Genomic DNA, 18,362 nt, shown 5'->3' with positions numbered 1-18,362 from the left:
GCTGTTGATGACCAGAGCCCGTTATTTGTTTATAGCGGGCTCTGATTTTATTTATTTTTCTTTAATATCTTTTTTAATCTGCTTCTCAGCATTTTCAGCTTTTTTTTCCTGTGCTTCCTTCTCTTTACGCTGCTGCACTCTGGATTTTTTTTCAGCACGCCTTTCCTGGCGTATTACTTTATTCGATTTCGTATTATACAAAGCATCAACGATTCCTTGTCCGGTTTTACTGAAGATTTTTATTTTAGGTTTGTCATGGGTCCCCGTTACAACTACCGGAAAGCCGATCCATCCTCCCGGAGGAAGACCTATTCTTACCCGCAGATCCAGTAACCCGTTGAAACTTGTTGTTCCACTGATAGAAGGTCTTAGGACAGATACTTTAAAGGTGAATTTATCAACGTGGATCAGGTTATTTTTGATCACGGTTTCGATATTAACTCCTTTCATATCCGGATTATTAAAAGCGTTTGCACCAACATTATCACCAATTACCGAAAGCATCTTAAGATTTTTTACCTCTACATCCCGGAGGTTTACAATACCACCCCCTTCAAGGGACGGATAAATAGGCCTCATATTTTTATCAAAATCTCCTTTAAGTTTATAATCAAGAGACACAATCCCTTTTACATTCTTAGCAGCAGTAACCATTTCCCGGACCATATCAATTTCTTTATAAGCCCTTTGTACATCAAAATCCAGTACCTTAAGCGCAATGTCATAATTAGCCGTTAATGGAGATTCGTCCTGATAACGTGCATCAATATTCATGCGGCTTCCAATGATATCAAAAGAAGTATTTTTAAGATACACCTGACCCATATTTACAGAAGCCAGACCTTGAAGATGATTGAGATCAAGTCCCTTAAATTCGACTTTTTTAACATGGGCTTCCAAAGAGACATCAAGGTTTTTCGGAATAATTACCACACCGCTGCTTTTAGGATTTTCAACTTTTGCATATTCCACTTCAATCGATTTATCTGCATTATCTCCATCCTTAAGTGCCATGAACTCGTCAATAAGAATATAATTGGAGTTTAACCCAAACTTTCCGTGAAGGGTTCCCTTTCTTTCAATAAAATAGTTGATCGTATTGAGCAGATATCCGTTTAATGCAAAATCCGATTTTCCATAAGTGGCCAAAAACTTTCTGAACCACATTTTCTCATTTTCAAACTGAAAATTTCCTTCTTTGATATAAAATGATTTGGGAAGATACGATGTAGTAGCCTTTATATTTTTAAGAATCAAAGTTCCTTTGTTATCCAGCTTACTGTATTGGCCGGTAGTTGCATAGCTCTGACGTCCGTTCAGGGAAAGATCCGCCATAATCAGTCCGCTTACATCAAATCCTTCTTTTGCAAACACTTTATAGATTCTGCCCACATTCAAAACACCTTTTGCTTTAACTTTATAAAGCAGGTCTTCAAAATCATGCAGATCAGCATTAACATAGACAGGATTCCCTTCAAAATCAAAACTAAAAGGATCTAATTTCACTCCAAGGCTTTTAAAGGTTCCGTCTGTATTATTAATGTTGGCGATCAGGTTGATATTCTGAATAGGGTTAGGGTAATATTTCGTCTTCAGCCAACCGTCTTTTAAATGAAGATAACCCTCCGTCTTTGGGAATAATTTTTTATCCAGGCTGAAAATCCCGTTTGCCTTGATATTCGTATCCATAAGCCCACGAACATCAATATTCTTCAAACCTAATGCCTGATCAAGAGTCTGAAGATCAACAGCGCCTTTTACATCGGCATTCACCATCATTTCATTAAGCCCTTTCGTTCTTACAACCGCACGGAAATTATTATTTTTACCCAGATCAAAACTCAGATTCCTGAGATTCAGATTCATCTGTTCCGCATCTAATGAAGGAAGATCTACCATAAGATCCATATTCAGGTTGTTCATAGGAACAGGAGCTTTTCCATTGGAGACAAATCCATCTTTTACCAGCAGTCTGGCATTTAACCTTGGCTTCAGCTTTTTAGGTTCACTGAATCTTCCTTTCAGGCTGAAAAACAGATCGCTGTTTCCTTCAATTTTAGTGTCTTTTGCCCAGTCCAGATATTGCGGCGGCAGTACCGAGATCATATCACGGATCGTTGTCTTTTCAGATGCAGCATTGATGTCGAGATTATATCCGTCTTTCAAAATACTAAGAGAACCTGTAAATTTTAAGGGCAGATCATTGATCCTTAATTCGTTTTTCCTTAATACAAAAGTTAATGCATTCGTATTGATCCGCGTAATGAGATCTGCACGCAAACTTTTTTGTTTGGCGTAATAGATTCTATTGAGGGCAAAGTCTACTTTATTGATCTCCAGATCGGTTTGCAGATCAAAAATATCTTTGCTGAATCCACCTTTACCTGTGTAATTCAAGCCTTTGGCATCTACCAGCACTCTGGCAGAATGATCATTGTATTTGATATTCCAGTTTCTGAATTTGATAAGGTCCAGCTTTATAGATGCCCCTTCTTCTGTACTATCCTTAGGTGTTTGTGAGGGCTTGGAAACATAAACATTATAGTTGGCTTCTCCTTTACTGTTGACGAAAACATTCGCGTTGGCATTCGTTACATATATTTCATCAATCTTCACCTCACGGTCAAAGATCAGGTTTTTAAGATTGATTCCCACGGCCACTTCTCTAGCGGCAAGTAGAGTATCTTCCTGAAATGGCTTTGAACCTTTCAGGATAAGCTGATCCACAGAAACCGTTAGCGATGGGAAATGCCTGAAAAAGGAGAGGCGGGTCTTTTTATAATCCAGTTTACCCGCAAGATGTTTATTGGCAAATATTTTTACCTGCTGGGAAATAGTTCCCGGAAACAATATAGGGATGATGAACATCAGAAAAAGAATGGATGCTATAGAAATTCCCAGCCATTTCAAAACTTTCAAAATTATTTTTATAAACTTTTCCATAAAATTGCTATTATAATTTTGATTTCGATATTATTTTCCTCTTATGAGTAAATAATAATTAACAACCATCTAAAATCAAGCCATTCATCACTAAAGCACTGTTTCAAACATGTAAACAAATACTTCACTATAAAAACAACAATACATTAATAAACAAATAATTACAACAATAGATTGCAATCAAATTATAGTTTATATGATCTATGAAAGTTTACAATAATTTTAACAAAAAAGTACCTCTAGGAGGTACTTTTAAATTCTATAAATTCGAAAGAGTTTTAACTCTAAAACAATTTAAGTCCTACAATTCCAACTACAATCAGCAATGCAGACAACAATCTGAAGATATTAGCCGAATCCTGAAAGAATATAATCCCTACCAATAAAGTGCCTACCGCACCGATTCCTGTCCATACCGCATAGGCTGTCCCAATAGGAATGGTTTTCTGTGCATATCACAGCATAGCACCGCTGATCGTCATACAAATGACAGATAGAAAGATCCACCCGAATTTATTGCTATCAGGCTGTTGCGACATTTTGATTCCCAAAGGCCATCCGATTTCAAAAATCCCTGCGATAATTAATGCAATCCAGTTCATAATTTATTATTTTTTCGTCTGTTATAATGTTCTCAAAAAGTAGGATTGGAAATACACCAATCCTACCAAACATGATTAAATTAGAATGAACCTTTCCGGCATGAAAGGATAGACTGTACAGATTTTTATTGATTCTTAATCATGTTTGCCAATCATAAAAACTGAAAACTTTGAGTAATGAAGTGTACAGCATTTTTACTTTGTAAAAGTAATAGTAAATACTAGTTTTCAACAGATTAAATAAAGTGATCTGACATAATGTGCGGGTGAAGTGTAGTTTTCAACGGATGAAACGTCACATATATATTTTACTGTAGATCTTCCTTTTTACACAATAGCAGATTTAGGGAGAATAGCTTATCTTTAGGTAGATATTTTCATTCTTAGCATTACCATGGGAAAATCAACGGAATCACTTGAGGAATTTTACAAACATAAGCTTAAGCATCTTTCCCAGAGTCCAGGAAAGGACAGTGGTCTATTCAATATTTTTAGTATTGAAGAAAATATGATTAACGGAACAAGTTCACCAAGCTATATCCGGAGAACCTTTTACAAGATCATGCTTTTTAAAGGGAATAATGTATTCCATTACAGTGACAAAAGCATACCAGTTGAAGGAGATACTTTATTATTCTTTGATCCTAAAATGCCTTATACTTACGATCCTTTGAAACCCGAAAGCAGCGGATGGTTTTGTGTCTTTAAAGAAGAGTTTTTTCAGGATACCCAGCGGATCAACCTCAGGGAACTGCCTTTATTTTCAGGGGCAGACCATCCTGTATTTAAACTCAATTCCGAAGAGTCTGAAGAAATACGTATGATCTTCGAAAAAATCTATAAAGCAAATAATACAGAATACATCTACAAACATGAACTGATCAAAAGCTATATCAGTGAAGTGATTTATCTTGCCATGCAATTCCGTCCCAGTGAAGATATTTCTTTACATTCCGATGCAAATTCACGCATTACGGCTCTATTCCACGAATTGCTCGACAGAGAGTTCCCGATAGAATCCAAAACAGACCGGTTCGAGTTAAGATCTCCGCGTACAATTGCCAAAAGGCTTTCAATCCATGTCAACTCACTCAACAGAGCTATAAAAACTGTAACAGGCCTTACAACTACGGAACACATTTTTGCTAAGCTCACTTCAGAGGGTAAATCCCTGCTAAAACATACCCAATGGAATATCGCAGAAATAAGCTATGTTCTGGGGTTCGAGGACCAGGCTCACTTTAATAATTTCTTTAAAAAACAAACGGGTATGAATCCATCTGCCTTCAGACAGGTTTGAATCTGACAAAAAATGGTTTTAATATCACAAAGTAAGGCCGGGTAACGGGATCTACCTTTGTAAAAAAAAAGAAATCATGACAGGTACAAAAATCTGGTATATCACCGGAGCTTCAAAAGGGATGGGGGTTGCAGTAGCTCAACAATTATTAATTAAAGGCCATTGCGTTGCCGCTACATCCAGGTCTGTAAGCTCATTAGAACCACTTTTTCAGTATGGAGAAAAATTTCTTCCACTGGAAGTTGACCTTAAAAAAGAGAGTTCTATTGCTCAATCCCTGAAGACAACCTATGAAAAGTTTGGGAGGCTGGATGTTGTGGTCAATAATGCCGGGTACGGACTTGGCGGTGCGTTGGAAGAACTTACGTCAGAGGAAATTAATGACAATTTTGAAGTTAACTTTTTTGCTGTCGTTAAAGTTATTCAGCAGGCTTTACCGTATTTAAGAGATCAGAGATCAGGGCATATTATTAATATTTCATCTATAGCCGGCTTTGCTCCCGGAACAGGCTGGTCGATGTATAGTGCTGCAAAATTTGCAGTTAGCGGACTTTCTGAAGCCCTTTCCAATGACCTTAAACCTCTTGGCATCTATGTAACGAATGTACTTCCCGGGTGGTTCCGGACAAACTTTGCCAATACAGATTCCATAGCTTATAATAAAAACAGCATAAAGGATTATGATTACCTTCGGGAGGCCCATGAAAGAATGAATAAATTGAACGGAAACCAGCCGGGAGATCCGGATAAAATAGCAGATGTATTTTTAGAAATAGTTAATAACCCTGCACCGGCTGTCAATTTATTTTTGGGCAGTGATTCTTTCAACAGAGCTCAAAGTAAAATAGAACAGCTTTCCCAGGAAATGAGCAGATGGAAAGATATTTCTTTTTCTACAGATTTTCCCGGATAAAAAACTAAGTTATCAAGACCCTCCATAAACCAGCAAGCTTTTTTATGGAGGTTGTTTTATATAAAACAGGAGCGGACCATTAAAAATTTCTAAATTGCGATCATTAAACAATAACATCCAGTTCTTACAATGCTGACCGATATTATAGCAAAGGATCTCAATATTATCTTCTGTGGAATCAATCCGGGCTTAAAATCTGCGGACGATGGCCACCATTTTTCAGGCAGAAGCAATCGTTTTTGGAAGATTCTTCATCAATCCGGTTTTACTCCCTACCAGATTGAAGCAGTACATGATACCACGATTCTGGATTTTGGATATGGTCTCACTACGGCTGTAGCAAGACCCACATCGCGGGCAGATGAGCTTTCAAAGGAGGAATTCGACCAGTCTCTTGAAATTTTTAAATCTAAAATCACAACTTTCCACCCCAAATATGTAGCTTTCTTGGGGAAGGCAGCTTATCAGGTCTTTTCTGGAAAAAAACAAATCTCATGGGGAAAACAATCCGAGGATTTCTGCGGAGCTAAAGTCTGGATATTACCAAATCCAAGTGGCCTGAACCGTGGCTTTACCTTTGAAGATCTTGTTCACTCTTATTCAGAATTGTATCACGAAATTCAAAAGTAAAAAGTACTAATATAAATTTTTATATTTTATTTGGCTTGCTTACATATTGATTGCTTTTCACAAAAAACCTCCAGGGCAGAAGGGCATCTTCCTGGGCATAAGCAACTCCTACACGTGGAGATGCTACGATATCATCAGGCGAATAACGAATACCATGATCTTCGATCCAGATTTCTTCCCCCGTCAAATCTTTTTTGTTGAATGTGCGGTCAATTCCCAGAGCTTTGGCTGCTGAACCCGGTCCGGAAGAGATTGCTGCTTTTGTAAAAGGCATATTTCTTCTTTGTTCCATAATTTCTTTCCCTACCAATGGTTCGACTGCCCTTACTAATACCGCGTGCGGCTCATCCCGTACCGAGCTTACAATATTGAAGAGATGGTGAATTCCATAGCACAGATATACATACGAAACACCTCCTTCATGATACAGTGTTTCTGTTCTGTCCGTACGCCGTCCTCCATAGGCATGGGAAGCCTTGTCAAGAGCACCGAAATAAGCTTCAGTTTCAACAATAATACCAGCCGTCACCTGATCACTGATCTGCGTGAAAAGCACTTTTCCCAAAAGGTTTTGAGCGAGAAATATAACGTCCTGGTTCTGATAATAGGAGAGTGGTAGTTTCAAAACAATGGGTTTTAAAATTTAATACAACAAAATTAACGATATAAACAGCAATCTGCTAATCGTCTGTAGATTCTTATTAGATTTGAACTTTAAGATCCTACCTATTCACTAAAATAAAAGTAGTGCATAATAACAAGGTTAGCCGTGGAATCTGCACACTGGTTTTTAAAATAAAATAGCTCTTAGGTTACATCTGCTATAAAAAGAAATAAAAAATCCCACATTACTGTGGGATTCTTTTTATCTAGGTCCGGGAGGACAATGTTCTTTTAAATATTGAGTAAACAATGTAGCCAGGTGAAGCGAAGTTCCTTCTCCTTCACTGATTGAGTGTGTCCTGTTAGGGTAGGACATCAGCTGGAACTGCTTGTTGTACTTGATCAGCTCATTCACATAGACCTCTGTATTCTGATAATGCACATTATCATCTCCTGTTCCGTGAACCAGCAGAAGGTTTCCTTTCAGATTTTTAGCATAAGCAAGAGGAGATCCGTTTACAAAATCTTCTCTGTTTTCCTGTGGAAGTCCCATATATCTTTCCTGGTAGATATTATCATAGAACAATTGATTAGCCACCGGAGCAATCGCTATCCCTGTCTGATAAATGTCCGGATATTGTCCCAAAAGATTCAGTGTGGAAGAACCGCCACCGCTCCAGCCCCATACGGCAACTCTGGAAGTATCAATATAAGGCCATTTTGCAAATAAAGCTTTAGCTCCCATTGCCTGATCACGGATGTTCAGCTGTCCTATTTTACGGTAAACAGATTTTCTCCACTCACGACCTCTTGGAGCCGGAGTCCCACGATTTTCAAGTGAAACATATAAATAGCCATCCTGTGCCATATCTCCGATATATAAGCCGTTCCAGCCCGTATAAAAGCTATCGGTTACAGTTTGGGCTCCAGGTTCTCCATATACTGTAAAGACGATCGGATATTTTTTATTCGGATCAAAGTTTTTAGGTTTTACCACCCATCCGTCCAGAGTAATTCCATCCTGTGTTGTAATCTGGAAAAATTCTGCCTTAGATCTCGAAGGGTCTGCTTTGGTGGAATTTTTTGCAGCTACCAGTTCTTTATGATCAGGAAGCGATATAATGGAACCATTGGAACGGGCATTAACACTGCTGTTACTAAATATCGCCAGTTTTCCATTGGATGAAATGCTGTATTTGTTAGTTCCAGGATAAGACTCAGGAGTAACCCTTTCGGATTTCCCACCGTTCATGCTCACTTTGTACAAATATTCCTGAGTGGCATTCTTTGGTGATGCTAAAAAGTAAATCAGTTTGTTTGGAACATCAAAAAATTCCGGTTTTATCACATCAAAATCATCTTTTGTAATCAGTGTTTCTTTTCCGTTCAGGTCTATTTTATAAATGTGTCTCCATCCGTCTTTTTCAGATAACCATAAAAATTCTTTACCATTGTTGATCCAGTCCCATCCGCTCGGATCATTGTCGTTCCAACGGGATTTGATATCGATCCACGCAGGATCCGTTTCGGTATAAATGGTTTTACTGTTTCCTGAATTGGCATCGGCCACAATTACCTTACTCTGGTTTTGTTTTCTGTTCAACTGCTGTAAAATAATAGATTTGGAATCCAACACCCATTCCATTCTCGGAATATAGTTCTGCATTTCATCCCCTGCAATATTTGCTTTTTTTGAGGACTTTGAAGCCAAATCATATAACCAAATGCTACAACCAGAAGGGTTCTCTCCAACTTTAGGATATTCTACCGGAATCGTAAAAGAATATAGGCTATCGGTATTATTGATCATGAGGAAGTTCTTGGTTCCACGCGCATCCAGTTTCCAATAAGCAATTTTACTTCCATCCGGAGACCATCTGAATCCATCCTGAGTCCCGAATTCTTCTTCATAGGCCCAGTCAAAAGTTCCGTTGATGATCCTGTCTGTTCCGTCATTCGTAATTTTACTGTACTTGTTGTTGGAAAGATCTTCGATGTATATATTATGCTTAGATACATAAGCTACCTTTTTCCCGTCCGGTGAGAATTTGGCAAACATCAGCGATTCACCGGGTAATCCTTTTCCAAGCTGTGTCAGCTTTTTACTGGCTTTATCAAAAATCCAGTAATCACCACGGGTATTGTCCCGCCATACCTTCCGGGTATTGGCAAAAAGCAAAAGGCTTTTTTCATCCGGAGACACTTCGAAACTTTGTACATCCAGAGCTTCTGAACTTCCTGGTGGAATTAATTCGCTCGAACTTAAAAATGTCTGGTTCTTTCCGGGATTTAATAAATTTACGGTTTCAATTCCGTTTTTGGTAAATGAATAATAAGCATTGCCATCAGGCGTCCATTGTGTTTTTTGCGCCGCAAGAGGCGACAGACACAGGAAACACAGTGCAATGTTAATCAGTTTTTTTATGCTTCTCATATAATAATTAATTAAGATATATGTTCTTTTCTGTAATTCTCAATTTCTTCCACAGTTTTAATCAATCCGTTCCCCAGAAGTTTGTATCCCTCATTCGTAATCACGAAATCATCTTCGATACGTACGCCTCCAAAATTCCGGTATTCATTAACTTTATCGTAATTAATAAATTCTGCATTTTTATTTTCAGCCTGCCATATATCGATCAATTCAGGAATTATATAAATACCCGGTTCAACCGTTACCACGAACCCGGTTTCTAAAGATTTACCTAAGCGTAAAGATTTTAGCCCAAATGTTTTTGTATCCTTTGGTTCATCTTCGGTATATCCTACATATTGTTCCCCAAGGTCTTCCATATCATGAACATCAAACCCCATCATATGACCTAATCCACACTGAAAGAATAGGGTATGGGCATTATTTTTTACTGCTTCTTCCGGATTTCCCTTCATTAATCCTAAATCGACAAGCCCGTCTACCAGATGCCGGGACGCTTGTAAATGAATATCCCTGAATTTTACGCCTGGTTTTAAAAGACGCTGGGCATTTTCAAAAGCATTCAGAACTACCTCATAGATTTCCTTTTGCTGGGTACTGAAAGTTGTACTCACAGGAAATGTTCTGGTGAGATCCCCGGCATATCCCATTGCTGTTTCAGCTCCCGAGTCATTCAGGAAAAGGTCTCCCTCTTTCAAAGTATTAAGGCGGTAGTGATTGTGCAGGATGCCTCCGTTTATCGTTACGATTGGCGGATAGGACATCTGGCATTCTTTATCTCCTGCCAGGTGCTGAATTGCATTGGCAATTTCATATTCTTTAACTCCGGGTCTTGCCATACGCATTGCCAGCAGATGCATGTCATTGGATACATTTACAGCCTGTTCTATCTGAAGGATCTCTTGAGGTTCCTTTACCGAACGTTGTTTTACGATCGATTTGATCATCTCCACAGAGGGCTGTAATTCTGCTACTTTAATTCCCAAAAGATCACTTAGCAAAATTTTATTGAAAGATTGATATGGTGGAAGATAATGCACCTTCCGGTTAGATGTTTTTGCCTTCAGAATGTATTGGGAAAGTTCCCTGTAGGGTAAAGTTTCTGATACTCCTGATTTCTGGTTTTTCTCTTTCAGTGTTTCCTGTCTTCCCATCCATACGATATCATCGATGCTCAACTCGTCGCCGAAAATAATCGTTTTATTTTCATCGATGTCAATGATAGCGGCAATACGAGGTTCCTGAATTCCAAAATAATACAGAAAAGTACTATCCTGGCGAAAATAATAAGGATTATGTTCAAAATTAACAGGGTTCTCTATATTCCCTAAAAACAAAAGAATCCCGTTCTTTATACTGCTTTGTAATGCAGTTCGTCTATCCTGATAAGTCTGTACTGAAAACATAAGATAAATACAATTTTTTGGTAAGGTTTAAAGTTACGATTTTGTTATATTCCCAAAGACCTTGTCCCTGAAAAAATAAACAACAGGTGAAAATTGGATTTTAAAAGGATAACAAACCTATGACAGGGCTTAACAAGCAGCAATGATATTAAACATTTTCTGATTAATATCATTACCCATTTTACAGTTATTTATGTAATTTTATAATCGTTAAAATATTCTTATGCATTATCAAGACGATACCATCATCATACGTGAGTTTACTCCTCAGGAATTACCTCTTTTTCTTTCTCTTTTCGAAAATAAAAATGTTACCAGCTTTCTGCCCCATAAAACCCATCAGGAATATATAGAAATGTTCGAAAAAGCTTTATCAGATTACAAAGAAGGTTCACTCAGCAGATGGGGAATTTTTAATGCTGAAAATAATGACTTTATAGGAATGGGGGTTGCCAGAATCTTTGCAGATCATCCTGAACAAACCGAAATCGGATACGTACTCAGTGAAAATTATTGGGGAAAAGGGGTAGCAACTCTTGTATGCAAAGCCCTTGTCGGGTATTGTCTTTCACTAAGAGAAACAAAAGATATCGTTGCCGTAACTGATCTGGATAATATCGCATCACAAAAAGTTCTTGTTAAAAATGGCTTTAACAGGATGGAAAACCTGGCAAGGGAAAATGAGGAATTGGCCTATTTTATATTTCAGAAAAATTAAATAAGTATGTTTGTTTAATTCTGCCCGGTTTGCGGAAAAACATCTCACTTCTCATTCCCACTCAGAGATTTCTTATTTGCATAGTAATTTCTAATCCCTGTTGAAATCTGCAATGAATAATCGGTGGTTACATAATTTTCTCCTTTGTAGCTGATCCCATTTGCACCCGGCGCGATATCTTTAAAAAATTGCCTGAATGATTCCGGGGAATAATTCTGCCGTGTTGTAGAACTTTTAAAATCACCAAGAGGCAAAGTAACGCCTCTATCATTTACTGCTGCATTTCCGTGACAAGAGATACAGGATGAGACAGGATTATCAATCGGACCATTAAGCCTTCCACCCAATCCATGATATTTGAGAAAAGCAGCATAATAATTTTCTTTCGACCCGATCAATGCAGGATTAATAAATGATTCCGTTAATTTCCGGTTGATAAATGCACCATCCCGGTTAAGATCCTTCACCACACCCGAATCATTCCCCCAACTTAATCCTACCGGAACCATTCTCTCCCAGACTGTTTTTCCTTTCGCTGATCCGTCATACATAAATGTGCCGTATACCCAACCCGTTTTTAATGCTCTATGATCTTTTACAGCAATATCGATCTGCAGTAACCGAACAGTACGATCAATCCTTTTTTTGTTGGCACACTCGGCATTGGGATTGCACAAATAGATATTTGCTTTCCATTCAAGCGTATTGTTCAGGAAGGGAAGCTTTTTGGTATCGGCATCCGTAAACAGCAGCTTAAAACTTACCGTTCCTTCGGGGAAATGGGATTTCCCGGGATCAGGACTTTGTTTTGCTCCCGGCCAGACTTGCCCTAACGTATATCCTCCCGGAGAATTATACATACCGACTGCCCAGTTTTCCAGCTCAACATCCTGAAGATCGTGCAGTTTGTATTTTGGGGTTGCAAATTCTCTTGTCAGGCCATGGATATACTCCCGACCATTTCCTATATAGTCAGTACCTGCATATTTTTCATCATCGTGAAGCCATGGAGCATGGTACCATTTTCTGATCCGGTTTTCCTGACCTCTGAAATTCACGTCTGTATTACCTTCCAGACAATAGTGTAAAACCGTATGCATGTAAAGCTGAGGATCTTTGGTGAAATCAATACTTTGCCAGGGATAATTTTCTAAAACCAATTCTTTAGGATAGTCCTGGCTCAGCTCAAAAGGTTTCAATCCCACAGGAGGCACATAATTAGCATTATAGCTTGGATATAAAGGTGCAGTATATATGATCTTTTTTGTTATCGTTCCTTTCTTGGAAGACACTCTATTTTGAAGGGATTGCTGGCAGCCAACCAGAAAAATAAGTACCATTAAAATACTTAAGAACTCTAGTCTTTGTCTCATATCAATAGTTTGATCATAAAGATAACAGGTTAATCTTAAAGCGAGTAGGGGTCTTTTAAAACTTAATATGTACTATGAAAAAAGTTCTCTATGCAGCTTTTCAAGATCTCTTCGGAATAAATAATTACTGTCCTGACGGGTGGCCAATCAACAATTTTACAAAATGGCTATATATTCCCACCTGAAAAACATTTCATTAATAAAAGAAAATGTTATAACTTGCAGTCATTATGATGTCCAAACGTTGCAAATATGCTTTAAAAGCAATGGTCAGGTTAGCAAGAAATTACAATCAGGGCTTTCTGCCTACGTCTGTTATAGCACAAGATGAGCATATTCCCAGAAAATTTTTAGAACAAATTCTTTTAGAGCTGAAGAGGGTAAAACTGGTGAACAGCAAACAGGGAAAAACAGGAGGATATTATTTACTGAAATCTCCTGACGAAGTCTCTCTGGCTGATATTTACAGGATTTTCGACGGTCCTATTGCATTGGCGCCATGTGTTTCCTTAAACTTTTATGAACCCTGTGATGATTGTGTGGATGAAGAAACCTGTTATCTAAGAAATGAATTTATTATCGTAAGGGAAAAAACAAGAAAAAGCATGATGGAGGCCACTCTGACTACGTTTATGAAAAAAAGTTAGTTTTTTTTAATTTTAAATACTACTAATTTGGTAGGATTAATAGGATTATATATATTTGCAGGAATAATTTCAATCTCAAATGGAAAATAATCTGAAAAAAGAATTCGAAAAACTGCTTGAAGAAGTCTCTGACCATGCTGTTAATACTGAGTTTCTACAATTACTTGCAGAAAGGTTTCCGGGTGAGGTTATTTTTTCAACAAGCTTCAGCTACGAAGATCAAATAATCACTCACCTGATAAAAAATCTTGATATTGATATTTTCACGTTGGATACCGGGAGGCTCTTTGAACAAACCTATGAAACATGGACAGCCAGCAGGGCTTTCTTTAAAAAGAACATCAAAGCCTATTATCCCGATACGGAAGAAATAAGAGAGTTTGTTTCACAAAACGGACCGGACTCATTTTATCAATCGGTGGAGCAGAGGAAGGCATGCTGTACAATCCGTAAAGTACACCCTTTGAAAAAGGCATTGCAGGGTTATAAAGTATGGATTACAGGATTGAGATCCGAACATTCTGCCAACAGACAAAATATGCCGCAATTGGAATGGGACGAAGATAACAGGATCATCAAATTCCATCCATTGCTTCACTGGACTTCAGACCAGGTCCTGGAGTATGTTCAGACGAACCACTTACCCTATAATCATCTGCATAAAAAAGGATTCGTCAGCATTGGCTGTGAGCCCTGTACAAGAGCCGTAAAAGAAGGTGAGGATTTCAGGGCAGGCCGCTGGTGGTGGGAAGATGCCAGTAAAAAAGAATGCGGTTTACATATCCATAAATAAAGAAAAAACATGTCAAAATATCATTTAAATTATCTCGACCAGTTAGAATCTGAGTCTATTTATATTTTAAGGGAGGTCGCGGGACAGTTTGAGCGGCCCGCATTGTTGTTCAGTGGAGGAAAAGACAGTATTGTTCTGGCTCATCTTGCTTCAAAAGCATTCCGTCATGGGAAGATCCCTTTTACATTTGTTCATGTGGATACCGGACATAACTTTCCGGAGGTCCTTAATTTCAGGGATCAACTGGTGAAAGAGCTGGAAGTGGACCTTGTTGTAAGAAAAGTAGAAGATACGATAAAAGCTAAAAGCCTTACAGAACCTAAAGGCAAATTTCCAAGCAGGAACTGGCTGCAAACCTATACTTTACTGGATACCATTGAAGAATTTGAATTTGATGCCTGCATAGGAGGTGCCCGCAGAGATGAAGAAAAGGCAAGGGCGAAGGAAAGAATTTTTTCTGTGCGTGATGAATTCGGACAATGGGATCCTAAACTCCAGCGCCCCGAACTATGGAATATCTTCAATGGAAAAATTCATAAGGGAGAAAATGTAAGAATTTTTCCGATCAGCAACTGGACCGAACTTGATGTCTGGAATTATATCCGAAGAGAAAAAATTGAATTGCCATCAATTTACTTTTCGCATGACAGGGAAGTGGTAGATTTTAACGGACAATGGATTGCCAATTCGGAACATGCTTCCTTAGAAAGCCACGATTTTATTACTACAAAAAAAATACGGTATCGTACGGTAGGCGATATGACCTGTACCGCAGCGGTTGAATCTCATGCTGTAACCATAGATGCAGTGATCGAAGAAATTGTTGCAACCCGCATTTCCGAACGTGGAGAAACAAGGATCGACGACCGTGTAACAGAAGCCGCTATGGAAGATAGAAAAAAAGGAGGCTACTTTTAATCGTGTATCATCTATCATTTATCACTAATCATTTATCATTTATAACTAACAGATATGGATATTTTAAGATTTATAACAGCAGGAAGTGTTGATGACGGTAAAAGTACCCTTATCGGAAGACTGTTGTACGATAGCAAAAGTATTTTACAGGATCAGTTGGAAGTCCTTGAAAAACATTCTAAAAATAAAAATGAAGATGGAGTGGACCTGGCGCTTTTAACAGATGGTTTACGTTCTGAAAGAGAGCAGGGAATTACCATTGACGTCGCTTACAGGTACTTTTCAACAGCTAAAAGAAAATTTATTATAGCCGATGCTCCCGGCCATGTGCAATATACCAGGAATATGATCACAGGAGCTTCCAATTCGGATCTGATGGTCATCCTTATTGATGCACGTAAAGGAGTCATTGAACAAACAAGAAGACATTCTATCATCGCTTCATTACTCAAGCTGAAAAAAGTAGTTGTAGCCATTAATAAAATGGATATGGTCGATTATTCGGAAGAAGTTTTTGAAAGCATTAAATCCGATTATTCCAAGATTGCCGATAATCTGGACTTACATGACGTAAGCTATTTTCCCATTTCAGCGCTGAAAGGAGATAATATTGTAAGCTTATCTTGTAAAACAGAATGGTATAAGGGAAACGCTCTTCTGGAATACCTGGAACAGGTAACCCTTGATGAAGAATTAAATAGTGGAAGCCGTTTCCAGGTGCAGTATGTAATTCGTCCACAGACAGAGGAATTACATGATTACAGGGGATATGCCGGACAGATATTAAGTGGAAAATTTCAAAAAGGGGACAAAATCCAGATATTTCCGGCTGTTTCATCAAGTGAAATCACAGCAATTGAAATTAATGGAAAAGAAGTTGAAGAAGCCTTTGAAGGACAACCTGCCGTCATTCACATTGCTGATGATCTGGATATTGGGAGAGGTGATCTTTTTGCGACCGAAGAACAGCTTCCCACTATAGAAAAAGATCTGGAAGTACTCTTATGCTGGCTCGACCAGAAATCATTACAGCCCGGTAATAAATACCTGTTACAACAGAATAGCAGACTTGTAAAAACAGTAGTAAAAGCAGTAGACTATAAGATTAATGTCAATACGCTGGTACAGGAACAGGCTGATGGGGAGATAAAGCTGAATGAGATCGTTAAGGTTACCCTGAGAACAGCACAACCCCTTGCTTACGATAGTTTTATTAATAACAAAAGAACCGGATCTGCAATTTTAGTGGATGAAACATCTAATTCTACGGTGGCAGCATGCATAATTCAATAAAAAATGACAGCATTTAGTAATTTAATCGATAGAATCCGGGACAATAAACAAAATAGCGGCCATGTTTTTTTTGATAAAGCAAAAGCCAAAAATTTTGTTACGACCCTGTACGAAGTTCTTTTTCTTCCTGAAAAAGAAGAGATAAAAGATCAGTTGGAAGAAAATTTCGCCAGATTATATGGCGAACTGTTTTGCCTGATCAACAGCATAACCGGTGATGAGGAAATTGCAGAAGTGCAGACGGATAGCTTTTTTGATGCACTCCCTGGAATTTATGATCACCTCATCAAGGATGCCCGTTCTATACTTGAGTTTGATCCCGCTGCGGATTCCCCGGAGGAAATACTTCTTGCTTATCCAGGATATTTTGCTACGTATGTCTACAGAATCTCTCATCAGTTATGGAAACAGGAAATAAGAATTTTACCGCGTTTCATTTCTGAATATGCCCACAGCAAAACAGGGATCGACATCCATCCTGGAGCGGTGATCGGGGAACATTTTTTTATTGATCACGGAACAGGAATCGTGATCGGGGAAACAGCCATCATTGGAAACCATGTGAAGATCTATCAGGGGGTAACCTTAGGAGCTTTGAATGTTTCGAAGGAAAAAGCCAACCAAAAAAGACATCCGAATATTGAAGACCATGTGATTATATATTCCGGAGCGACTATCCTCGGCGGAAATACAACAATAGGCAGGGAAAGCATTATCGGTGGAAACGTATGGATCACTCAAAGCGTTCCGTCTAATTCCCTGGTGTATAATAAAGGGGAAATAAGAATAAAAGATAACAACACATTACCGGAGTCGCTGAACTTCGTCATATAAAAAGAGAAAAATAAAAATTGTATTGGTATGAAATTTCAGAACGCATTAGAAACGATTGGAAATACACCAGTCGTAAAGATTAATAAACTTTTTAATTCAGATCATGAAGTCTGGATCAAACTGGAAAAAAGCAATCCCGGTGGAAGTATCAAAGACAGAATTGCACTAGCAATGATCGAAGATGCAGAAGCAAAAGGATTATTAAATAAAGATACTACCATTATAGAGCCAACCAGTGGCAATACGGGAATAGGACTTGCGCTTGTTGCTGCAGTTAAAGGATATAAACTTATTCTCGTAATGCCCGAGAGCATGAGTATAGAACGCCGCAAGATTATGGAAACCTACGGTGCTGAGTTCGTGCTCACTCCAAGGGAAAAAGGAATGAAAGGTGCTATTGAAAAGGCTAACGAACTGGCAGAGGAAATCCAGAACTCATGGATTCCGAAACAATTCGATAACCCTGCCAACGTAAAAATACATACCGAAACTACGGCACAGGAAATTATAAAGGACTTTCCCGACGGACTGGATTATGTAATCACAGGAGTGGGCACCGGAGGACATATCACTGGAATTGCTAAAGTTTTAAAGGAAACCTTTCCCAATATCAGGGTAATTGCTGTAGAACCAGAGCTGTCTCCCGTATTAAGCGGCGGAAGTCCCGCGCCTCATCCTTTGCAGGGACTGGGAGCAGGATTTGTTCCTTCCATATTGGATATAACACTTCTGGATGGCGTCATTACTGTAGGTAAGGAAGAGGCATTTGAATATACACTGAAAGCAGCAAAACAGGAAGGACTTTTTGTAGGAATTTCAACAGGTGCTGCATTGGCAGCGATTGCAAAACATCTCCCTGAAATACAACCCGGAGCAAAAATTCTTACCATAAATTATGATACCGGAGAAAGGTATCTTTCGATTGAAGGACTCTTCTAAATCCTTTAACTAAAAA

At 38.5% G+C, this 18,362-nt stretch carries 15 protein-coding genes and 1 pseudogene; 10 read left to right on the top strand and 6 right to left on the bottom strand.

What is annotated here, in order from left to right:
* Positions 1 to 51: 51 nt before the first annotated feature.
* Positions 52 to 2,943 carry an AsmA-like C-terminal region-containing protein gene (locus G9C87_RS14930; protein WP_172282568.1) on the bottom strand — a complete coding sequence of 964 codons (2,892 nt, stop codon included), beginning with the start codon at positions 2,941 to 2,943 and terminating at the stop codon, positions 52 to 54.
* A 284-nt stretch (positions 2,944 to 3,227) separates the two neighbouring features.
* Positions 3,228 to 3,545 (bottom strand): annotated as a pseudogene (locus G9C87_RS14925) (DMT family transporter).
* A gap of 394 nt (positions 3,546 to 3,939) precedes the next feature.
* Between G9C87_RS14925 and G9C87_RS14920 the strand changes: the two are divergent.
* The 3 genes from G9C87_RS14920 (at position 3,940) to mug (ending at position 6,388) form a co-directional block, all read left to right on the top strand.
* On the top strand, positions 3,940 to 4,845 hold the full coding sequence (locus G9C87_RS14920) for a helix-turn-helix domain-containing protein (RefSeq protein ID WP_172282566.1): 906 nt from the start codon (positions 3,940 to 3,942) through the stop codon (positions 4,843 to 4,845).
* Positions 4,846 to 4,921: 76 nt separating this feature from the next.
* Positions 4,922 to 5,758, top strand: coding sequence for an SDR family NAD(P)-dependent oxidoreductase (locus G9C87_RS14915; protein WP_172282564.1), 837 nt, complete (start codon positions 4,922 to 4,924; stop codon positions 5,756 to 5,758).
* Between the two features lie 129 nt (positions 5,759 to 5,887).
* On the top strand, positions 5,888 to 6,388 hold the full coding sequence (mug, locus tag G9C87_RS14910; protein ID WP_172282562.1) for a G/U mismatch-specific DNA glycosylase: 501 nt from the start codon (positions 5,888 to 5,890) through the stop codon (positions 6,386 to 6,388).
* A 19-nt stretch (positions 6,389 to 6,407) separates the two neighbouring features.
* On the opposite strand, the gene G9C87_RS14905 is transcribed toward mug, so the two are convergent.
* The 3 genes from G9C87_RS14905 to G9C87_RS14895 form a co-directional block, all read right to left on the bottom strand.
* Positions 6,408 to 7,013: a DNA-3-methyladenine glycosylase gene (locus G9C87_RS14905; RefSeq protein ID WP_172282561.1), complete on the bottom strand. Its 606-nt coding sequence runs from the start codon at positions 7,011 to 7,013 to the stop codon at positions 6,408 to 6,410.
* A gap of 240 nt (positions 7,014 to 7,253) precedes the next feature.
* Positions 7,254 to 9,425 (bottom strand): S9 family peptidase, encoded by a 2,172-nt coding sequence (locus G9C87_RS14900; RefSeq protein ID WP_172282559.1) that lies wholly within the window; start codon positions 9,423 to 9,425, stop codon positions 7,254 to 7,256.
* A gap of 11 nt (positions 9,426 to 9,436) precedes the next feature.
* Complete coding sequence (locus tag G9C87_RS14895; RefSeq protein ID WP_172282557.1) at positions 9,437 to 10,831, bottom strand: aminopeptidase P family protein; 1,395 nt, start codon at positions 10,829 to 10,831, stop codon at positions 9,437 to 9,439.
* A gap of 223 nt (positions 10,832 to 11,054) precedes the next feature.
* On the opposite strand from G9C87_RS14895, the gene G9C87_RS14890 reads away from it, so the two are divergent.
* On the top strand, positions 11,055 to 11,549 hold the full coding sequence (locus G9C87_RS14890; RefSeq protein WP_172282555.1) for a GNAT family N-acetyltransferase: 495 nt from the start codon (positions 11,055 to 11,057) through the stop codon (positions 11,547 to 11,549).
* A gap of 44 nt (positions 11,550 to 11,593) precedes the next feature.
* Here the strand turns inward: G9C87_RS14890 and G9C87_RS14885 are convergent, their stop codons facing one another.
* Positions 11,594 to 12,922: a hypothetical protein gene (locus G9C87_RS14885; RefSeq protein WP_172282553.1), complete on the bottom strand. Its 1,329-nt coding sequence runs from the start codon at positions 12,920 to 12,922 to the stop codon at positions 11,594 to 11,596.
* 230 nt (positions 12,923 to 13,152) lie between these two features.
* On the opposite strand from G9C87_RS14885, the gene G9C87_RS14880 reads away from it, so the two are divergent.
* The 6 genes from G9C87_RS14880 (at position 13,153) to cysK (ending at position 18,346) form a co-directional block, all read left to right on the top strand.
* Positions 13,153 to 13,569 (top strand): RrF2 family transcriptional regulator, encoded by a 417-nt coding sequence (locus tag G9C87_RS14880; RefSeq protein WP_172282551.1) that lies wholly within the window; start codon positions 13,153 to 13,155, stop codon positions 13,567 to 13,569.
* A gap of 79 nt (positions 13,570 to 13,648) precedes the next feature.
* Positions 13,649 to 14,362: a phosphoadenylyl-sulfate reductase gene (locus G9C87_RS14875; RefSeq protein WP_172282549.1), complete on the top strand. Its 714-nt coding sequence runs from the start codon at positions 13,649 to 13,651 to the stop codon at positions 14,360 to 14,362.
* Positions 14,363 to 14,371: 9 nt separating this feature from the next.
* The gene (gene cysD / locus G9C87_RS14870) at positions 14,372 to 15,280 is read left to right on the top strand and encodes a sulfate adenylyltransferase subunit CysD (protein ID WP_172282547.1); all 909 of its coding nucleotides are present in this window, start codon (positions 14,372 to 14,374) and stop codon (positions 15,278 to 15,280) included.
* 54 nt (positions 15,281 to 15,334) lie between these two features.
* Positions 15,335 to 16,573, top strand: a complete 1,239-nt coding sequence (locus G9C87_RS14865; RefSeq protein WP_172282545.1) for a sulfate adenylyltransferase subunit 1 — start codon at positions 15,335 to 15,337, stop codon at positions 16,571 to 16,573.
* Between the two features lie 3 nt (positions 16,574 to 16,576).
* Positions 16,577 to 17,407: a serine O-acetyltransferase EpsC gene (gene epsC, locus G9C87_RS14860; protein ID WP_172282543.1), complete on the top strand. Its 831-nt coding sequence runs from the start codon at positions 16,577 to 16,579 to the stop codon at positions 17,405 to 17,407.
* 27 nt (positions 17,408 to 17,434) lie between these two features.
* A complete protein-coding gene (gene cysK, locus G9C87_RS14855) occupies positions 17,435 to 18,346 on the top strand; it encodes a cysteine synthase A (RefSeq protein ID WP_172282542.1) in 912 nt (303 codons plus the stop codon).
* Positions 18,347 to 18,362 lie beyond the last annotated feature (16 nt).

The organism is Chryseobacterium sp. LAM-KRS1, from assembly GCF_013184525.1.
Lineage (GTDB): Bacteria > Bacteroidota > Bacteroidia > Flavobacteriales > Weeksellaceae > Chryseobacterium > Chryseobacterium proteolyticum.
Note: the sequence above shows the minus strand (reverse complement) of the source record. Positions and strands in the feature narration are given on the sequence as shown.